This is a genomic window from Pseudonocardia sp. D17, from assembly GCF_036984265.1.
In the GTDB taxonomy this organism is placed as follows: Bacteria; Actinomycetota; Actinomycetes; order Mycobacteriales; family Pseudonocardiaceae; genus Pseudonocardia; species Pseudonocardia benzenivorans.
The window spans coordinates 70,937-89,386 of the sequence record NZ_BPRG01000257.1 but is presented as its reverse complement, the minus strand read 5'-3'; the positions used below and the strand labels follow the sequence as shown (position 1 = coordinate 89,386).

The 18,450-nt window shown below is 74.1% G+C and carries 14 protein-coding genes; 10 read left to right on the top strand and 4 right to left on the bottom strand.

Annotation, left to right across the window (positions count from 1 at the left end):
• Positions 1-9: 9 nt before the first annotated feature.
• Entirely contained in the window at positions 10-1,500 is a 1,491-nt protein-coding gene (locus PSD17_RS35140) for a class I adenylate-forming enzyme family protein (RefSeq protein ID WP_013676956.1), read from the bottom strand.
• Positions 1,501-1,598: 98 nt separating this feature from the next.
• Here PSD17_RS35140 and PSD17_RS35135 point away from each other — a divergent pair, with 98 nt between their 5' ends.
• Positions 1,599-1,913 (top strand): hypothetical protein, encoded by a 315-nt coding sequence (locus tag PSD17_RS35135; protein ID WP_013676957.1) that lies wholly within the window; start codon positions 1,599-1,601, stop codon positions 1,911-1,913.
• Between the two features lie 66 nt (positions 1,914-1,979).
• On the opposite strand, the gene PSD17_RS35130 is transcribed toward PSD17_RS35135, so the two are convergent.
• Together PSD17_RS35130 and PSD17_RS35125 are read right to left on the bottom strand one after the other, a co-directional pair.
• Positions 1,980-4,100, bottom strand: a complete 2,121-nt coding sequence (locus PSD17_RS35130; RefSeq protein ID WP_339126365.1) for an alpha/beta fold hydrolase — start codon at positions 4,098-4,100, stop codon at positions 1,980-1,982.
• Positions 4,101-5,180 (bottom strand): class I SAM-dependent methyltransferase, encoded by a 1,080-nt coding sequence (locus PSD17_RS35125; protein WP_339126364.1) that lies wholly within the window; start codon positions 5,178-5,180, stop codon positions 4,101-4,103. It abuts the gene before it with no gap.
• A 101-nt stretch (positions 5,181-5,281) separates the two neighbouring features.
• Between PSD17_RS35125 and PSD17_RS35120 the strand changes: the two genes are divergently transcribed.
• Positions 5,282-8,032 carry an AAA family ATPase gene (locus PSD17_RS35120; RefSeq protein WP_339126363.1) on the top strand — a complete coding sequence of 917 codons (2,751 nt, stop codon included), beginning with the start codon at positions 5,282-5,284 and terminating at the stop codon, positions 8,030-8,032.
• A gap of 20 nt (positions 8,033-8,052) precedes the next feature.
• Here PSD17_RS35120 and PSD17_RS35115 read toward each other — a convergent pair whose 3' ends face one another.
• Complete coding sequence (locus PSD17_RS35115; protein ID WP_049803499.1) at positions 8,053-8,811, bottom strand: FadR/GntR family transcriptional regulator; 759 nt, start codon at positions 8,809-8,811, stop codon at positions 8,053-8,055.
• A 203-nt stretch (positions 8,812-9,014) separates the two neighbouring features.
• On the opposite strand from PSD17_RS35115, the gene PSD17_RS35110 reads away from it, so the two are divergent.
• The 8 genes from PSD17_RS35110 (at position 9,015) to PSD17_RS35075 (ending at position 18,385) form a co-directional block, all read left to right on the top strand.
• The gene (locus tag PSD17_RS35110; RefSeq protein ID WP_339126362.1) at positions 9,015-9,695 is read left to right on the top strand and encodes a glutamine amidotransferase; all 681 of its coding nucleotides are present in this window, start codon (positions 9,015-9,017) and stop codon (positions 9,693-9,695) included.
• Positions 9,683-10,387 (top strand): glutamate synthase, encoded by a 705-nt coding sequence (locus tag PSD17_RS35105; protein ID WP_013676963.1) that lies wholly within the window; start codon positions 9,683-9,685, stop codon positions 10,385-10,387. Before PSD17_RS35110 ends, PSD17_RS35105 begins: the two co-directional genes overlap by 13 nt.
• 15 nt (positions 10,388-10,402) lie before the next feature.
• Positions 10,403-11,725, top strand: coding sequence for an FMN-binding glutamate synthase family protein (locus tag PSD17_RS35100; RefSeq protein ID WP_013676964.1), 1,323 nt, complete (start codon positions 10,403-10,405; stop codon positions 11,723-11,725).
• A 108-nt stretch (positions 11,726-11,833) separates the two neighbouring features.
• Positions 11,834-13,189 (top strand): type III glutamate--ammonia ligase, encoded by a 1,356-nt coding sequence (glnT, locus tag PSD17_RS35095; protein WP_013676965.1) that lies wholly within the window; start codon positions 11,834-11,836, stop codon positions 13,187-13,189.
• A 41-nt stretch (positions 13,190-13,230) separates the two neighbouring features.
• Entirely contained in the window at positions 13,231-14,529 is a 1,299-nt protein-coding gene (locus PSD17_RS35090; RefSeq protein WP_339126360.1) for an FAD-dependent oxidoreductase, read from the top strand.
• Positions 14,530-14,575: 46 nt separating this feature from the next.
• The gene (locus PSD17_RS35085) at positions 14,576-14,827 is read left to right on the top strand and encodes a sarcosine oxidase subunit delta (RefSeq protein ID WP_103379900.1); all 252 of its coding nucleotides are present in this window, start codon (positions 14,576-14,578) and stop codon (positions 14,825-14,827) included.
• Entirely contained in the window at positions 14,824-17,694 is a 2,871-nt protein-coding gene (locus tag PSD17_RS35080; RefSeq protein WP_339126359.1) for a 2Fe-2S iron-sulfur cluster-binding protein, read from the top strand. The genes PSD17_RS35085 and PSD17_RS35080 overlap by 4 nt, the downstream gene beginning before the upstream one ends.
• Entirely contained in the window at positions 17,687-18,385 is a 699-nt protein-coding gene (locus tag PSD17_RS35075) for a sarcosine oxidase subunit gamma (protein ID WP_339126358.1), read from the top strand. The genes PSD17_RS35080 and PSD17_RS35075 overlap by 8 nt, the downstream gene beginning before the upstream one ends.
• Positions 18,386-18,450: the final 65 nt, after the last annotated feature.

Sequence of the window (18,450 nt, the reverse complement as noted above, 5' to 3'; positions counted from 1 at the left end):
GGCCGCGGGTCAGGTGGCCAGCCCGTCCCGGACGACGCGGCGCAACAGCTTGCCGGTGTCGTTGTAGGGCAGGGCCTCACGGAACTCGATCACCGCGGGGACGCACGTCGAACGCAGCCGGCGCCGCACGTGCGCGCGCAGGTCGTCGGCCGACACCGTCGCCCCCGGCTCGCGGACCAGCGCGGCCGCGACGGCCTCACCCCACTCGGGGTCGGGCACGCCGCACACGGCCGCGTCGGCGACCGCGGGGTGTTCGAGCAGGACGGCCTCGATCTCACCCGGCGAGAGGTTCTCGCCGCCGCGGACGATGACGTCGTCGAGCCGGCCGGAGACGAACAGGTAGCCGTCCTCGTCGAGCAGGCCGGCGTCCCGGGTCGGGAACCAGCCGTCGCGACGGGCCGCGGCCCGGCCCACGTACTCGCCGGAGACCTGGTCCCCGCGGACCCAGATCTCGCCGCGCTCCCCCGCGGGCAGCTCCTCCCCGTCCGCTCCGCGGATGCTCACCTCGAGCGCGGGCAGCGGCCTGCCCACGGACGCGAGCCGGGCCCTGACGTGCGGCTCCGTCGCGGCGGCCGCGCGCCGGTGATCCTCGGGACCCAGGACCGCGATCGTGCTCGCGGTCTCGGTGAGCCCGTAGGCGTTCACGAAGTCGACGTCCGGGAGGGCGTCGAGGGCGCGCCGGATGACGGGCAACGGCATCGGCCCGCCGCCGTAGGACAGCGTCCGCAGGCTCGGGAGGCCGTCGGGTCCGAGCACGTCGAGGATGCGGCCGAGCATCGTCGGCACGACCATCGCGTGGGTGATCCGCTCCGCACGCGCGAGGTCGACCCAGCCGCGGGCGTCGAACGCCTCCATCCGCACGACCCGGCGGCCGGCGAAGAGGTTCGACAGGACGGCCGAGATGCCTGCGACGTGGTACGGCGGCACCCCGACGAGCGTCGCCTCGTCCGGGTCGGCTCCCGCGAACTCGACCGAGGCCACGATGTAGGACACCAGGTTGCGGTGCCGGAGGATCGCCGCCTTGGGCTCGCCGGACGTGCCGCTGGTGAACAGCAGGACCGCCACCCCGTCGGGGTCGGCAGGTGGTTCGGCGACCGGGACGGTCCCGGGGTCTGCGGCGGCGTCGAGCAGGTCGCCGCGGCCGAGCAGCGCCACCCCCGGGAGACCGGCGACGCGCGCGGCCGTGGCGTCGTCGCCCACGACGACCGTCGCCGGTGCGAGGCGCTCGACGACCGCGCGCAGCCGGTCGTCGGCGAGGCGGTAGTTGAGCGGCGCGAAGGGGATGCCGGCGTACGCCGCGCCGAGCAGCGCGAGCGGCACCGCGTCGGAGTTGAGGTCGACCATCCCCAGCCGCTGCGCGCCGCGCTGCCGCAGGAACGTGCCGACCCGGCGCGCCCGCAGGTCGAGCTCCGCGAAGGTGAGCCCGCCGTCGACGGAACCGGTCGCGACCCGGTCGGCCATGCCGTCGGCGGCCATCGCCGACAACGTTGCGATGTTCATCGTGGCCGTCCGCACACGAGAGCCGTTGATGTATCCACTCTTCAGAGGATAGGATCCAGTTTGTCCATCTGTCGAGCGATGCACCCCGGAGACGCGCCGTGACCACTCTCCCCCTGCGACCCGGACTCCGGCTGCGAAGCCGGACGTGCACCACCGAGGTCGTCGTCATCCGCCCCGGCACCGGGACCGGCGCGCTGGAGTGCGGCGGTGTCCCGATGACCTCGCCCGACGACGACCAGCCTGCGGCCGCCCCGCCCGCGACCGGCGCCGACGGGGTCCAGCTCGGCAAGCGCTACACCGACCCGACGCACACCCTCGAACTGCTGTGCACGAAGGCCGGGGCGGGCCCGCTGACCCTCGGCGGCACCCCGCTGACGGTGCGGGCGGCCAAGCAGCTCCCCGCATCCGACTGATCCTCTGAGTGGCGACGGTCGCTGTGGCGACCATCGCCACTCACGGGGTTCTGCCCGGGCCCGACCTCACAGGAGGTCCGCCAGCAGTGCGGCGGCCCGCGCGGCACCGCCCGGCTCGACGGGCCGGTGCGTGACGTCGCGGCGGAGCTCCGCGGCGATCGCGGCCGCGAGCCCGTCGGGGTCGCAGGCCTGCGCGTAGGACAGGCACCGGCCCGCGCCGTACCGCTCCAGCCGGGCCCGGACGTGGAAGTGCTGCTCGAAGTGGTGCCGCAGCGGTACGTAGAGGAACGGGGTACCGGCCGCGGTCAGCTCCATGCAGGTCGTCAGCCCGCCCTGGACGACGGCGACGTCGGCCGCGGCGAGGTGCCGGTGCAGCTGCGGCAGGTAGCCGTGCACCTCGACGTCGGGCGTCGGGGGCAGGGACCCGGGGTCGATGCGCGGCCCGGTGACGACGACGAACCGCAGCCCGGGGACGAGCCGGCGGGCGGGTCCGACCGCGTCGAGCACCCGCGCGAGCAGCGGGCCGCCGACGCCCGAGCCGCCCACCGCCACGACGCACAGCGGTCGGTCGCGGGGATGACCGAGCCGGGAGCGCAGCGCGTCGCGGTCGGCGAGCTCGGCCGGGTCGAAGCCGCTGACCCAGCCCGCGAAGTCGAAGTTGTCCTCGGTCCACTCGCGGATCCGGGGCAGACCCGGGCCGAGCGTGGCGTCGACGATGTCCTCGGGGTCCCCGACGAAGATCGACCGGTCCCGGACGTGCCGCAGCCGCGCGCGGTGCTCGACCATCTCGGCGTTGGCGTCGGCGGCGAGCGCGGCCTCGTGCGGGCCGCCGTCGGGCATCGGCAGCCAGCCGACGAAGTCGGTCAGCCACGCGAAGGCGAACCTCTTGAGCTGCGGGTTCTCGTGCAGGAAGTGATCGACCTCCCAGGCCTCGTCCCCGATCACCAGGTCGTAGCCGCCGTCGGCGACGACGTCGGCGAACGTCATGAAGTTGGCGACGAGGACCTCGTCCATCCGCCGGATCGCCTGGAACGCGTGCAGGTCGTGCTCGCCGGCCTCGGACTCGACGTGCGCGGACTCGTTCAGCAGCCACGCCGACGCGGGATGGACCCGCTCGCCGGCCGCGACGAGCGCCCGCGTCACCGGGTCCTGGGCCAGCCAGTCGATGCGCAGGCCCGGCTGCCGGCGGCGCAGCTCGGCGGCGATCGCGACGTCGCGGCGGGCGTGCCCGAGCCCGATCGGCGACGACAGGTACAGCGCCCGCGGCCCCCGCCGCCGCACCCCCCGGCGCGGCGGCGGCCGGCACGGGCGCGGCGCGACCTCGTCGACGAAGTCCTTGACCAGCCGGTTCACCGCCACCGGGCGACGGGCGGGCGCACCGTGCCCGGCCCCGGGCAGCGTGACGAGCCTGCCGCCCGTGAGCTCGGCCAGCTCGGCACCCTCGGCGTGCGGGCGGATGCGGTCCCCGTCGCCGTGCGCGACGAGCACCGGGCACCGGAGGTCGGACAGCCGGGCGACCCACGCCGGGTCGCGCCCCAGCCGGGGGGCGAACGCGGTGTCGGCGAGCCGGTCCGGGCCGATCGCGCGGCCCCACTCGATCCCCTCCTCGATCTGACGCGTCGAGTGCGGCTCGGAGAACATCTCGCCGAACCAGAACGCGAGGAAGTCGTCGTACCCGCCGCGCTGCCAGTGGTGTCGGTTGAAGGCGCCCCAACCCTCGGCATGCCCGGGCGGGACGTCCCAGCTCGCGCGGACCCGGTCGGCGGCCCCGGGACGCAGCCCGGCGGCCGGGGCGATCGTGACGACGCCGAGCACCGCGTCCGGGTCCTCCAGCGCGACCGTGAGCGCCCACGGTGCCCCGCGCGAGAGGGTGACCAGCACGCACGGCGCCGCACCGGTCGCCGCGAGCACGGCGCGGGTGTCGGCGACGTACTCCTCGTCGGTGTAGGCCGCCTCGCCCAGCGGGGCGTCGGAGTCGCCGGACCCGCGGCCGTCGAAGGTCACCACGCGGAAGTGCCGGGCCAGGTATGGCACCTGGGCCTTCCACGCCCGGGAGGTGACGATCGACCACGCCGGCAGCAGCACGACCGTCGGGCGGCTCGCACCGTAGGTCCGGTGGACGATCCGCACGCCGTCGCGCACGACCTGCCCCTCGGCGTCCGGTTGCCGGGCCACCCGCTCGGTCATCTACGGCCGCACCTCGTACACCAGGTTGAACGGGGTCTGCGCGGCCACCCGGAAGCGGCTGAAACCGGCCGCCGTCGTGACGTCGCGGATCCGGGCGGGCCCGGCCTGCGTGCCCAGCGCGAGCCCGACGTCCTGGGACAGCGAGCCGGGCGTGCACAGCAACGTCGAGAACCCGTAGTAGGCGCGCCCGACCGGGTTGAAGTTGTCCTCGGGGCGGTCGCCCGCCATCGGCTCGACGATCATCCATGTGCCGTCGTCGGTGAGCGCCTCCCGCACACGCCGGGCCGCGCCCACCGGGTCGCCCATGTCGTGCAGCGCGTCGAACGTGGTCACGAGGTCGTAGCCTGCCCCACCGAACGCCGTCGCGGGAGCAACCTCGAACGACACCCGGTCGGCGACGCCGGCCTCCTCGGCCCGCGACCGCGCCGTCGCGATCGACTCCGGGTGGTAGTCCGAGCCGACGAACTCCGAACGCGGGAACGCCCGGGCCATGAGGACCGTCGACGACCCGTGCCCGCAGCCGATGTCGGCGACCCGCGCGCCGCGTTCCAGCCCGGCGACGACCCCGTCGAGCGCCGGCAGCCACGACTCGACGAGGTTCGCGTGGTAGCCGGGACGGAAGAACCGCTCGCACCCCTCGTGGACGTCGGTGCTCTGCTCGTGCCAGCCGATCCCGGCGCCACTGCGGGCGGCCTCCACCGCCCGGGCCGTGCCCGCCACGGTGCCCAGCGTGAGCTGGAAGAAGCCGGGCAGGTACGCGGGGCTGTTCTCGTCGGTCAGCGCGATCGCGTACTCCGGCGGCAACGTGAACAGGCCGGTCACCGGGTCGTACTCGAGGGTGCCTCCGGCGGCCTGGGCGTGCAGCCACTCCCGCGCGTAGTGCTCGCTGGTGGCGGTCCGCTCGGCCAGCGTCGCCGCCGTGAGCGGGCCCGTCGCAGCCAGGCAGCGGTAATAGCCCAGCCGGTCGCCCATGACGACCAGCGCGGTGTCCAGCGTGGCGCCGACCCCGTCGACGGCCCGGAACACGAACTCCATCAGCTTGTCGCCGTCGATGTGGACGGTCTCCTCGGTCGTGCTCATGGTGGTCCCCCTTCTCGTGGTGGCCAGGGACGTTAGGTCCGAAAGGTCCTCGTTCGCCTCGGGTGCCCCACCTGGGGTCCGGACGCTCCTAGACTGCGCCGATGCTGGTCGGCCGGGCGTCCGAGCGGCGCACGATCGCGCGGCTCGTCGCCGCCGCCCGGGTGGGGTCGAGCGGTGTGCTGCTGGTCAGCGGCGAGCCGGGGATCGGCAAGACGGCGCTGCTCGACGAGGCCGTCGCGCTGGCCACGGACATGCGGGTGCTGCGGGCCCGGGGCGCGGAGGCCGAACGCGAGGTCCCGTTCGGCGGGTTGGCGCAGCTGCTGCGGCCCGCGCTCGGCGAGCTCGACCGGATCCCCGGCCCGCAGCGCGACGCGCTGGCGTCCGCGCTGGCGCTGCGGCAGGGACCCGCCGACCGGTTCACCGTCGGGGCGGCGACGCTGAGCCTGCTCTGCCGGTACGCCGAGCACGCCCCGCTGGCCCTCGTGGTCGACGACGCACACCTGCTCGACCGGCCGTCCGCCGAGGCGCTGCTGTTCACCGCCCGCAGGCTGCTCGCCGATCCCGTCGTGCTGCTGCTGGCGGCCCGGACGGGTGAGCCGCACGCGCTCGCCGGGGCCGACCTCCCCGAGCTGGTGCTGACCGGGGTCGACCTGGCCGCCGCGCAGGAGATCGTGCGCCGCGCGGGCGGGCGGCCCGTCGCCGTCGACCTCGTGGCCCGGTTGCACCGCGTCGTCGCCGGGAACCCGCTGGCGCTGCTGGAACTCGCCGACGACCCGCACCGGGCCGAGGACGGTCCCCCGGGCGCGCCGGTCCGGGTGTCGGCGGTGCTGGCCGCCGCGTTCGCCGCCCGGGCCGAGCGGCTCGGGGCGGCCGCGCGGTCCGCACTGCTGGTCGCGGCGACCGAGGGCGGTGACCTCGCCGTGGTCGCCGCCGCCTGCACCGCGCTCGACGTCGACGTCGGCGCGCTCGCCGAGGCCGAGACGGGTGGGCTGGTCACCGTCGACGGCGGCCGGGTCGAGTTCCGCCATCCGCTGATCCGGTCCGCCGTCTACACGAGCGCGGACGCGGCCCGCCGCCGCGACGCCCACCGGGCGGTCGCCGCCGCGTTGCCACCGGACGAGGACGACCGTCGCGCCTGGCACCTCAGCGAGGCCGTGCTCGGTCTCGACGACGGTGTCGCGGCCGCGCTCGAGGCGGCCGCGCGCCGGGCCGCCGGGCGCGGGGCGCACGCCGTCGCGGCCACCGCCTTCGAGCGGTCCGCGCGGTTCGGCGCCCCGGGTGTGGAAAGGGCGCGCCGGCTGACCGCCGCGGGGTCGGCCGCGTGGGCCGCGGGCCTGCCCGACCGGGCCGACCGGCTGCTCGCCGAGGCGCTCGACCCGCCGCCCCCGCTGCCCGTGCGGACCAGGGTCCATGAGCTGCGCGGCGACATCGCCGTCAAGTGCGGGTCGCCGGCCGCCGCGCGCGACATGGTCGTCGCCGCGGCCGACGAGGCCGCCGCCGACCCGGACGGGGCGGTGGGCCTGCTCGTCGACGCGGTGCTGGCATGCCTGTGGCTCGCCGACGCCGCCTCGGCGGTGCGGGCGGGCGAGCAGATCGCGCTACTGCTGCCCCGCACCGCGCCACACATGCGCCGCCTGGGCACGATGGCCGTCGGGATGTCGCACGTGCTGGCGGGCCGCGGGGGCGCCGACCTGATCCGCGATGCCGTGGCCGCGCTGGCCACGGCCGACGACGAGGGTGCCGACGACCCGCGCCGGACAGTGCTGTCGGTCCTCGGGCCGCTGTTCCTGCGCGAGTCCGACGCCGGGCGGGCGTTGGTCGAGCGCACGATGCAGCGCAGCCGCGACCGGACGGCGCTGGCGGTGCTGCCGACGCTGCTGTTCCATCTCGCCCGCGACCAGGCCACGAGCGACCGCTGGGCCGACGCCGAGGCCACCTACGACGAGGCCGCCCGGCTCGCCCGCGAGACGGGCCAGACCACGAACCTGGCGCTGGCCCTGGCCGGGTCGGCCTGGCTGCACGCCCACCAGGGCCGCGCCGACGAGTGCCGGTCGCGCGCCGCCGAGGCGGTCACGATCGCGGGCGAGCACGGGATCCTGCTGGGCACGGCGTGGTCGTGGTTCGCGCTCGGCGATCTCGAGCTCGGCCACGACGACCCCGCCGCCGCGCTGGCCCACTACGAGCGGCTCGTCGCCGAGCTGGACGCGGGCCGCGTCGTCGACGCCGACCTCTCCCCGGCGCCCGAGCTCGTCGAGGTGCACGCCCGGCTGGGTCACCGCGCCGACGCCGAACGCCTCGCCGCGGAGTTCGCCGAGGTGGCGGCAGCGAAGGGCCAGCCGTGGTCGCTGGCGCGGGCTGCCAGGGCGTGCGGCGTCGTCGCTCCCGACGACGCGCTCGACGCCCACTTCCGCAGCGCGCTGTCCTGGCACGACCGCACCGTCGACGCGTTCGAAGGGGCGCGCACCCGGCTGACCTACGGCGTCCGGCTGCGGCGGGCGGCCCGGCGCGTCGACGCCCGGGCCCAGCTGCGGCTCGCCGTCGCGACCTTCGACGAGCTGGGCGCGTCGTCGTGGGCCGACCGGGCCGCGGCCGAGCTGAGGGCGACCGGTGAGACGGCCCGCCGCCGTGGCCCGGGCGGCACCGTGGCGCTCACCCCGCAGGAACGTCGTATCGCGTCGCTGCTGGCCGCGGGCCGGACGACCCGCCAGACCGCGGCGGCGATGTTCGTCAGCCCCAAGACCGTCGAGTACCACCTGCGCAACGTCTACAACAAGCTGGGCATCCACTCCCGGACCGAGCTCGGCGTCGCGCTCGGCGCCGAGCGCGGCGCCGACCGCCAGCCGGACGCGTGACGGCCTCCTACCCGACCGCGTCAGCGCCCCCGCTCCTCCCGGGCCCCGGCCTCGGCATCGGTCCTGCGGTCGGGCGCGCCGAACGGGTCGCCGTCGAACACGATCGCGCGCAGCTGGGCGCGGGCGTTCTCGATGTGGTCGCGGATGGCCGCCGTCGCGCCGTCGACGTCGCCCGCCTCGACGGCGCGGTACACCGCCTGGTGGTCGTCCACCGACTCCTGGACGGGGTCGACGAACGGCAGCAGGTCGTAGGTGTTGAACAGCTCGGCCCGGATGGACTCGACGGCCGCGAGCAGCCGGGTGCTGCGCGCGGCGGTCGCGAGTGCCGCGTGGAAGCGCGAGTCGGACTGGCGGAACGCGGTCCGGTCGTGGGCCCGGGACAGGTCGTCGATCGTCTCGCGCAGCGCGGCGAGGTCGGCGGGCCCGCGCCGGACGGCGGCCAGCCGCGCGGTCTCGGTCTCCAGCGCGATCCGGAAGTCGACGATGTCGTCGAACTCCCCCGACACCGTCCGCATCCTGGCCCGCCAGCGGGCGACCGGCTCCTTCAGCTCGGTGACGTACGTGCCGCCACGGGCACCCCGGCGCACCTCGACGTACCCGTCGTTCTGCAGCGTCTTGAGCGCCTCGCGCAGGCTCAGCCGGGCGATGCCGAGCTGCTCGGCGAGGTCGCGCTCGGCGGGCAGGCGGTCGCCCGGGCCCACCTCACCGAGGTGGATGAGGCGACGCAGATGATCGGCGACGGCCTCCGTCAGCGTCTGCGCAGTGACTCCGTTCGCCATGGAATGCACGGTATCCGCCCCTCCCACACCATCTCGCCCGACCGATGCGACCGACCGGCCGCCGCCCCTTGACACGGACCACGAACGATGGTGCCCTACAAAGGTACAAGGTCTGTACCTTGCACCAAAAGCTTTCCGTCGTCCTTCCCGGTGGGAACCTGCCGGTGGGGACGCGGCGACCAGTCGGAAGGAGGCGGTGACACGTGTGCGGCATCGTCGGCCTGCATCTGAAGAACCCCGCGCTGGAACCGGAGCTCGGGCGCCTGTTCGTGCCGATGCTCGAGGCCATGACCTCGCGCGGTCCGGACAGCGCCGGCCTCGCGACCTACGACGCGGAGGGCATGCACGTCGTCAAGGACGTCGGCCTGCCGCGCGACATCTGCGCCGCGCACGACATCGCGGCCCGCAGCGGCCACCAGGCGGTCGGCCACACCCGGATGGCGACCGAGTCGGCGGTGACCAGCGACCACGCGCACCCGTTCACGCCGCTGGCCGACCTGGCCCTGGTGCACAACGGGTCGTTCTCCAACCACGCGTCGATCCGCCGCACGCTGGCCCGTCAGGGCATCGCCTGCACCACCGACAACGACTCCGAGGTCGCCGCGCGGTTCATCGCCTGTGAGCTGACCGAGGGCGCCGACCTCGAGGACGCGATGCGGTCGGTGCTCAAGGAGTTCGACGGGTTCTTCACCCTGCTCGTCACCTCGGGTACCCAGTTCGCGGTGCTGCGGGACTCGTTCGCGTGCAAGCCCGCGGTGATCGCCGAGACCGCCGACTACGTGGCGATGGCCTCGGAGTACCACGCGCTGGCCGAGCTCCCGGGGATCGGCGACGCCCGCATCGTCGAGCCCGAGCCGGAGAGGGTCTACGCATGGTCGCGCTGAACGGGTCGTCGGTGCAGGAGCTGATGAAGGTCGACCTCGCGAGCACCTCGGTCCGCGAGCTCAACGCCGAGCTGCACGCGCCGACCGCCCGTCGCTACGAGGTGCACAACCCGCGCGGTGCCGAGGCGATCGCGGTCGGACTGCGGCATGCGATCGAGGTGGAGATCCACGGACCGGCGGGGTACTACTGCGCCGGGATGAACATGCTGGCCGACGTCGTCGTGCACGGCAGTGTCGGCACCGGCGTCGCCGAGAACATGATGTCCGGCTCGGTCCGGGTCCGCGGCGACGCGTCCCAGTCGGCCGGCGCGACCGGGCACGGTGGCCTGCTGGTGGTCGAGGGCAGCGCGTCGATGCGCTGCGGCATCTCGATGAAGGGCATCGACATCGTCGTCGGCGGGGACGTCGGCCCGATGAGCGCGTTCATGGCCCAGGCCGGGCGGCTCGTCGTCTGCGGCGACGCCGGTGACGGGCTGGGCGACTCGATCTACGAGGCGCGGCTCTACGTCCGCGGCCGCGTCGGCTCGCCGGGCGCGGACTGCGTCGAGAAGGAGATGCGCGACGAGCACGTCGCCGAGCTGGGACAGCTGCTCGCCGACGCCGGACTCCCGCACGACCCCGGCGAGTTCCGGCGCTTCGGGTCGGCCCGCCGGCTCTACCACTTCGCCGCGCACAACTCCGCCGCCTACTGACCCCCGGGGGAAGAGATGATCGATCCCGCCCAGGCCGGGCTGCGCGAGTCCGCCACGTTCGACCGCGCCACGATCGCGGCCATCCAGCGGGCCGCCGAGACCGGCGTCTACGACATCCGCGGCTGGGGCGCCAAGCGCGCGGTGCCGCACTTCGACGACCTGCTGCTCCTCGGCGCGAGCATGTCGCGCTACCCGCTGGAGGGCTACCGCGAGCGCTGCGACACCGACGTCGTCCTCGGCGACCGGCACGCGGGCAACCCGCTGCACCTCGACATCCCGATCACCATCGCGGGGATGAGCTTCGGCGCCCTATCGGCGCAGGCCAAGGAGGCGCTGGGGCGCGGGGCGACGGAGGTCGGCACCTCGACGACGACCGGCGACGGCGGCATGACCCCCGAGGAGCGCGGCCAGTCCAAGCACCTCGTCTACCAGTACCTCCCGTCGCGCTACGGGATGAACCCCGACGACCTGCGTGCCGCCGACGCGATCGAGGTCGTCCTCGGCCAGGGCGCCAAGCCCGGCGGCGGCGGCATGCTGCTGGGTCAGAAGATCAGCGAGCGTGTCGCCGGGATGCGCACCCTGCCCGCGGGCATCGACCAGCGCAGCGCGTGCCGGCACCCGGACTGGACCGGCCCGGACGACCTGACGATCAAGATCCTCGAGCTGCGCGAGATCACCGACTGGCAGAAGCCGATCTACGTCAAGGTCGGCGCCACCCGGACCTACTACGACGTGAAGCTGGCCGTCGCCGCGGGAGCCGACGTCGTCGTCGTCGACGGGATGCAGGGCGGCACCGCCGCGACACAGGAGGTGTTCATCGAGCACGTCGGCATCCCGACGCTCGCCGCGATCCCGCAGGCCGTGCAGGCGCTCGACGAGCTGGGACTGCACCGCAAGGTGCAGCTGATCGTCTCCGGCGGCATCCGCACGGGCGCCGACGTCGCCAAGGCGATGGCGCTGGGCGCCGACGCCGTCGCGATCGGAACGGCGGCGCTGATCGCGCTGGGCGACAACCACCCCCGCTACGCCGACGAGTACGCGGCGATCGGGTCGGCACCCGGCTTCTACGACGACTTCCAGGACGGCCGCGACCCCGCGGGGATCACCACCCAGGACCCGGAGCTCGCCGCCCGGCTCGACCCGGTGGAGGGCGGCCGGCGGGTGGCCAACTACCTGCGGGTGCTGACGCTGGAAGCGCAGACGCTCGCGCGGGCCTGCGGGAAGGCGCACCTGCGCAATCTCGAACCCGAGGACCTGGTGGCGCTGACGATCGAGGCCGCCGCGATGGCCAGGGTGCCCCTCGCGGGCACGTCCTGGATTCCCGGACAGGGCTTCTGACGCACGTGCAGGACCCAGCAGAACGAACACAGCGGTACGAAACACAGCGGTGCGGGTGACAGCAGTTCGAGTGTGCAGGCAGTGCCCCCCTACGGCGGAGGAGTTGGCATGGGTGACGGTCGGGACGACCTCGCGGCGCGGGCGGACGAGGACGGGATCGAGTTCTTCCTGGCGATGTTCGTCGACCTGCACGGGAAACCGTGCGCGAAGGCGGTGCCACGGTCGAGCCTGAACATGTTGATGGACGGCGGCGCCGGGTTCGCCGGGTTCGCCGCCGGTGACATGGGTCAGGGTCCCGCCGACCCCGACCTGACGGTGCTGCCCGACGCCGCGTCCTACACGCGGGTCCCCTGGAAGCCCGGGGTCGCCGTGCTGCACTGCGACCCGCAGGTCGGCGGCGACCCCTGGCCGTACGCGCCTCGGGTGATCCTCAAGCGGCTGCTGGAGCAGCTCGGGACCGAACGCGGCTGGGTGCTCAAGACCGGCGTGGAGGCCGAGTACTCGCTGCTGCGCCGCACCCCCGAGGGCGGGCTCGAGGTCGCCGACGCGCTCGACCGCTCGGCCAAGCCCTGCTACGAGGTCAAGGGCCTGACCCGGATGTGGGACTTCCTCTCGACGCTGTCCCGGAACATGAACGAGCTCGGCTGGGGCAACTACGCCAACGACCACGAGGACGGCAACGGGCAGTTCGAGAGCAACTTCACCTACTCCGACGCGGTCACCACCGCGGACCGGACGATCTTCTTCCGCTACATGGTCCACATGCTCGCCCACGACGCGGGCATGTGCGCGACCTTCATGCCCAAGCCGTTCAGCGACGTCACGGGCAACGGGCTGCACACGCACCTGAGCCTGTGGACGACCGGCGACGAGCCGCTGTTCGACGGCGACGGTGACGCGCTCGGCCTGTCGAAGCTCGCGTACCAGTTCGTCGCCGGCCTGCTCGACCACGGCCGGGCGAGCGCGGGGGTGATCTGTCCGACCGTCAACTCCTACAAGCGGATCGGCGTCGGCGCCCCGAACTCGGGCTCGACGTGGGCGCCCGCCTACGTCGCCTACGGCGGCAACAACCGGAGCCTCATGCTCCGCGTCCCCGACGGCGGACGCGTCGAGCACCGGGCGGTCGACGGCTCGGCCAACCCCTACCTCGCCGCGGCGGTCCTGCTGGCGGCCGGTCTGGACGGCGTCGACCGCGCGCTCGACCCCGGTGAGCAGACCACCGACAACCTGTTCGCGCTCAGCCCCGACGAGATCGCCGCGCGGGGCATCGCGCACCTGCCCGGGTCGCTGGACCGGGCCGTCGACGAGCTGGTCGACGACGCCGTGCTCCGCCGCGCTCTGGGCGTGCTGCCCGACGGCAGCGACTTCGTCGACTACTTCGCGGGCGTGAAGCGCGCCGAGTTCGACGCCTACCACTCGACGGTCTCGCAGTGGGAGATCGACCGCTACCTCACTCAGGTCTGACGTCCTCGAACGGTCGGCAGGGGAATCGGAGAACAGCCGGAATGAGCCGCAAGGAACACGACGACGGCGCGGGACGGAGCCGGCGCAGGCCGAGATACTCCGCGTGGAGCCTCGTCAGGCACGGGCTCGGCGTGGGGCGGGACTGGGAGCGCGCGTTCCGCCACCACACGCCCAGGGAGAGCTACGACGTCGTCATCGTCGGTGGCGGCGTGCACGGGCTCGCCACGGCGCACTACCTCGCCGTGAACCACGGGATCACGAACGTGGCGGTGCTGGAGAAGTCCTACATCGGGTCCGGCGGCTCGGGACGCAACACCGCGATCCTGCGGTCGAACTACCTCACCCCCGAGGGCGTGCGGTTCTACGACCGCTCGGTGAAGCTCTACGAGCACCTCGCCGCCGACCTCAACTTCAACGTCATGTTCTCCCAGCGCGGACACATGACGTTGGCGCACAACGACAGCTCGCTGCGGACGATGCACTGGCGGGCCGAGGTCAACAAGCTGCAGGGCGTCGACTCGTCGGTGATCGACCCGCCGGAGATCAAGAAGCTGGTCCCCTACCTCGACATCTCCCCGTCGACGCGCTACCCGATCCTCGGCGCGCTCTACCACCCACCGGGCGGCATCATCCGCCACGACGCGGTGGTGTGGGGCTACGCCCGCTCGGCCGACGCCCACGGCGTGCACATCCACCAGAAGACCGAGGTCGTCGGGATCGACGTCGTCGCGAACCGGGTGACGGGCGTGCGCACCGCCGACGGACGGCGGATCAGCGCGCCGGTGGTGGTCAACTGCACCGCGGGCTGGTCGACGTTGATCTCGGACATGGCGGGCGTCGCCATGCCGGTGCAGACGTTCCCGTTGCAGGCGGCGGTCACCGAACCGGTGAGGCCGTTCCTGGACACCGTGGTCGTGTCGGGGACGCTGCACACCTACGTCAGCCAGACCGACCGCGGCGAACTGGTGTTCGGCGCCAGCGTCGACCCGTTCGCGTCCTACTCGACCCGCGGGTCGCTCGACTTCGTCGAGGGGCTGGCGGGGCACGTGCTGGAACTGATGCCGGCGCTGTCGAAGATGCGGCTGCTACGGCAGTGGGCCGGCCTGTGCGACATGACCCCGGACTACTCGCCGATCATGGGCCTCACCCCGGTCGAGGGCTTCTACGTCGACGTCGGGTGGGGAACGTACGGCTTCAAGGCCGGGCCGGTGTCGGGCGAGGCGATGGCCGCGTGCATCGCCAACGGCAAGCCGCCCGAGATCATCGCCGCGTTCGGCCTCGACCGGTTCGACGAGGGTCGCCTCGTCGGGGAGAAGGGCGCGGCCGCCGTCGGGCACTGAGCCGCGCCCCCTCCCGTCCCCACCGCACCGACCCCGGAGACCTTCCATGATGTTGCTCCCGTGCCCGAACTGCGGGGCTCGCAACGTGAGCGAGTTCCGCTACGTCGGCGAGGCGAAGACCCGGCCCGACCCGACCACCGTCACCCCGCAGGAGTGGCGCCGCCACCTGTACCTGCACCGCAACCCGGCGGGCTGGACCCGCGAGACCTGGTACCACGGATCGGGTTGCCGGCGGTACTTCGCGATCGAGCGCAACACCGTCGACAACGCGGTGCGCACGGCCGGAGCGACGTCGTGACGCGGCGGACCGCCGGCACGGGTGACTGCCGGCTCGGTTCCCGTCCCGGCGAGGTGATCGACCGCAGCCGGACGCTCGAGTTCCGCTGGAACGGCGCCGTCCACCGGGCCCACCCCGGCGACACCATCGCCTCGGCGCTCGCCGCGGCCGGGGTCCGGGTGTTCTCGCGCAGCTACAAGTACCACCGCCCGCGCGGGCTGCTCACCGCCGACATCCTCGACCCGGGCTGTCTGCTGCAGGTCGGCGACGAGCCCAACGTCCGCGGCGCGCACCGCCTCGCCGAGGCCGGGATGGACGTGCGGTCGCAGAACACGTGGCCGTCGCTGCGCTACGACGTGAAGGCCGTCAACCAGGTCGCGGGCCGGTTCCTCGCGACCGGCTTCTACTACAAGACGTTCATCAAGCCGGAGCGGCTGTGGCCGGCCTACGAGCGGGTGCTGCGGCGGTTCGTGCACGCGGGCGAGGTGCCGCCCGACGGCGAACAGCTCTACTACGACAAGCGCTACGCCCACCCCGACGTGCTCGTCGCCGGTGGCGGGCCCGCCGGGATGGCGGCCGCCGTCGCCGCCGCCCGCGCGGGCGCGACGGTCATGCTCGTCGAGCAGGAGCACCAGCTCGGCGGGCACCTGCGCTGGGGCGACGCCGACGAGCTGCGGGTGCGCGCGGAGCTCGTCGCCGCGGTCGAGGCCGAGCCGGGCATCGAGGTGCTCACCGACTCCGTCGTCGCGGCCCGCTACGACGACAACTGGCTCGCCGTCGTCCAGCGCGGCCTCCCCCACGTGGCCGAGCGGCTGGTCAAGGCGCGGGCGGGCACGCTCGTCGTCGCGGCCGGGCTCATCGAGCGCCCGTACGTGTTCGCGGGCAACGACCTGCCCGGCGTCATGCTCTCGACGGCCGTCCGGCGGCTGCTCAACCTGTACTCGGTGCGACCGGGGCAGCGGGCCGTGGTGGTCACGGCCAACCCCGAGGGCGACGCGGCCGCCACCGACCTCCGCGCCGCCGGGGTCGACGTCGTCGAGGTCGACGCCCGCCACGGCCGCACCGTAGTGCGGACGGCCGGGCGCGGAGGTGTCGAGGCCGTCGAGCTGTCCGACGGCAGCCGTCTCGACGCCGACCTGCTCGTCACCGCGACCGGGTGGACCGCACCGACGTCGCTGCTGAACATGTCCGGCTCGAACCCGGTCTACCGGCCCGACGCGGCGCGGTTCGTGCCCGACCCGGCCGCGACGCCCGACACCGTCATCGCGGTCGGTGGCATCGCAGGCGACGGCACGCTCGAGGAGCTGGTCGCCCACGCCGAGGCGGCGGGCCGGGAGGCGGCCGCCCGCGCGCTGTCGCTCGCGGCGGCGCACGCGCGCATCCGCCCCACCTCGCCCGGGGGCGCCGACGCGGCCGAACGCGCGCCGGAACCCGTTGCGCCGCTGGGCCTACGCCGCCACCCCGAGCTGTTCTTCGCGACGCCGATCGGCGGCTTCGTGGACATGTCGGAGGACGTGTCGGCGAAGGACATCCTCACGGCGGTGCAGGAGGGCTACGACTCCTCGGAGCTGGTCAAGCGCTACACGACCGCGACGATGGGCCCGGCGCAGGGCAAGCTCGAGACGGTCAACACGGTCGCGCTCGTCGCCCACGCGACCGGGTCGACGATCGCCGAGACCGGGGCGACGACGTGGCGGCCGATGTACACGCCCGTCACGTTGGGGGCGCTGGCCGGTCGCAGGTTCGAACCGGTCCGCCACTCCCCGATGCAGCCGTGGCACGAGGCGCACCGGGCCGCCCCCCTCGTGGCCGGCCAGTGGATCCGTCCCGAGCACTACGGCGACCCCGCGGCCGAGGTCCGCAACGTCCGCGCAGGCGTCGGGATCATCGACGTCACCCCGATCGGCAAGCTCGACCTGCAGGGTCCCGACGTCCCGAAGCTGCTCAACCTGCTCTACGTCAACAAGTGGTCGCAGCTGGGCGTCGGGCGGGTGCGCTACGGGGTCATGTGTGCCGACGACGGCGTCGTCCTCGACGACGGCGTCACCGGCCGGCTCGGCGAGCACCACTACCTGATGTCGACGACGTCGTCGGGCGCGGGCACCGTCTGGGAGTGGGCGGAGAACTGGCTGCAGACCGAGCACCCCGACTGGCGGGTCCACATCACCCCGGTCACGACGGCCTTCGCCAGCATCAACGTCGCCGGTCCGCGGTCGCGCGAGCTGCTCGCCCGGCTCACCGACGTCGACCTCGCCAACGAGGCGTTCGGCTACATGAACGTCCGCACCGGCACGATCGCGGGCGTCGCCGACTGCGTCCTGTGGCGCATCGGGTTCACCGGTGAGCTGTCCTACGAGCTGCACGTCCCCGCGAGCTACGGGCTGCACGTCTGGGAGTCGCTCATGGCGGCGGGCGCCGACCTGGGCGTCGCCCCGTTCGGCGTCGAGGCCCAGCGGATCCTGCGCCTGGAGAAGGGCCACCTGATCGTCGGCCAGGACACCGACGGCCTGACCAAGGCCTACTCCGCCGGTCTGGCCTGGGCGGTCAAGCTCGACAAGCCCGACTTCGTCGGCAAGCCCGAGCTGCAGTGGCAGTCCGAGCACGACGACCACCCGCGGCTCGTCGGGCTGCAGCCGCTCGACCCGACGGTGGTGCCGGAGGAGGCGAGCCAGATCATCAGCGACGGCGGGCACATCGTCGGTCGCATCACCTCGAGCCGGATGTCCCCGACGCTCGGCCGCTCGATCTGCCTCGGCCAGGTCGACGCCCACCTCGCCGACGCCGGGACCCGGCTGACCGTCCGCCTGCGCGACGGCCGCGACACCCTCGTCGAGGTCATGGCCGAGCACGCGCACTTCGACCCCGAGGGGGAACGTCAACGTGTCTGAGCCCGCTGCGGCCGTGTCCACCGCCCCGCCCGTCGCGAGGACCGCGCTCGCGTTCCCCGGCCCGCGCCGGATCGTCGACGGCTGGGAGCTGACCGTCCGGCACGCGACGGGCGACCTCGTCCTGGCCGACCTCGGGCCGCTGGCGAAGCTCACCGTCCGCGGGCCGGCCGAGGGGGCCGTGCGGGCCGCGCTCGGGACCGGGTTCGGCAGGACGGCCCGGCACGACGAGGGCGCGCTCGCCGGCGCGCTCGTCGTCGGCGCGGGCCCGGGCGAATGGCTGGTGCTCGGCCCGGCCGGGACGGGCGGTGAGCTGCTCGCGGCGACCCGCGCGGTCGTCGCCGACAGCGGCGAGTTCGCCTCGGTCGTCGACGTGACCCACGGCCGCGCCCTGGTCCGGCTCACCGGCGCCGCCGCCCCGGCGCTGCTGGCCAAGGTCTGCGCGATCGACCTGGCCGACCGGGTGGTGCCCGACGGGTCCGCGTTCCGCTCGTCGGTCGCGCGCGTCGTCACCGACGTGGTGCGCGACGACATCAGGGACGAGCTCGACGATCCCGCCGGCGACGGCACCGCCCGCACCCGGTCCTACCTGCTGCACTGCGAGCGGTCCTCCGGGCAGTACCTCGCGGACGCGCTCGTCGACGCCGGCACCGAGTACGGCATCGAGGTCGGCGCGCCGCCCTCGGCCCGCTGACGACCCGACCGCCACCGCGACCGCCCGGCCGGGCGGTCGCGCCACCAGGAGCCACAGGGATCCGC

Coding starts and splice junctions, on each gene's coding strand:
- PSD17_RS35140 (WP_013676956.1), bottom strand. CDS start 1,500: ATGAACATCGCAACGTTGTCGGCGATGGCCGCCGACGGCATGGCCGAC.
- PSD17_RS35130 (WP_339126365.1), bottom strand. CDS start 4,100: ATGACCGAGCGGGTGGCCCGGCAACCGGACGCCGAGGGGCAGGTCGTG.
- PSD17_RS35125 (WP_339126364.1), bottom strand. CDS start 5,180: ATGAGCACGACCGAGGAGACCGTCCACATCGACGGCGACAAGCTGATG.
- PSD17_RS35120 (WP_339126363.1), top strand. CDS start 5,282: ATGCTGGTCGGCCGGGCGTCCGAGCGGCGCACGATCGCGCGGCTCGTC.
- PSD17_RS35115 (WP_049803499.1), bottom strand. CDS start 8,811: ATGGCGAACGGAGTCACTGCGCAGACGCTGACGGAGGCCGTCGCCGAT.
- PSD17_RS35105 (WP_013676963.1), top strand. CDS start 9,683: ATGGTCGCGCTGAACGGGTCGTCGGTGCAGGAGCTGATGAAGGTCGAC.
- PSD17_RS35100 (WP_013676964.1), top strand. CDS start 10,403: ATGATCGATCCCGCCCAGGCCGGGCTGCGCGAGTCCGCCACGTTCGAC.
- glnT (WP_013676965.1), top strand. CDS start 11,834: ATGGGTGACGGTCGGGACGACCTCGCGGCGCGGGCGGACGAGGACGGG.
- PSD17_RS35090 (WP_339126360.1), top strand. CDS start 13,231: ATGAGCCGCAAGGAACACGACGACGGCGCGGGACGGAGCCGGCGCAGG.
- PSD17_RS35085 (WP_103379900.1), top strand. CDS start 14,576: ATGATGTTGCTCCCGTGCCCGAACTGCGGGGCTCGCAACGTGAGCGAG.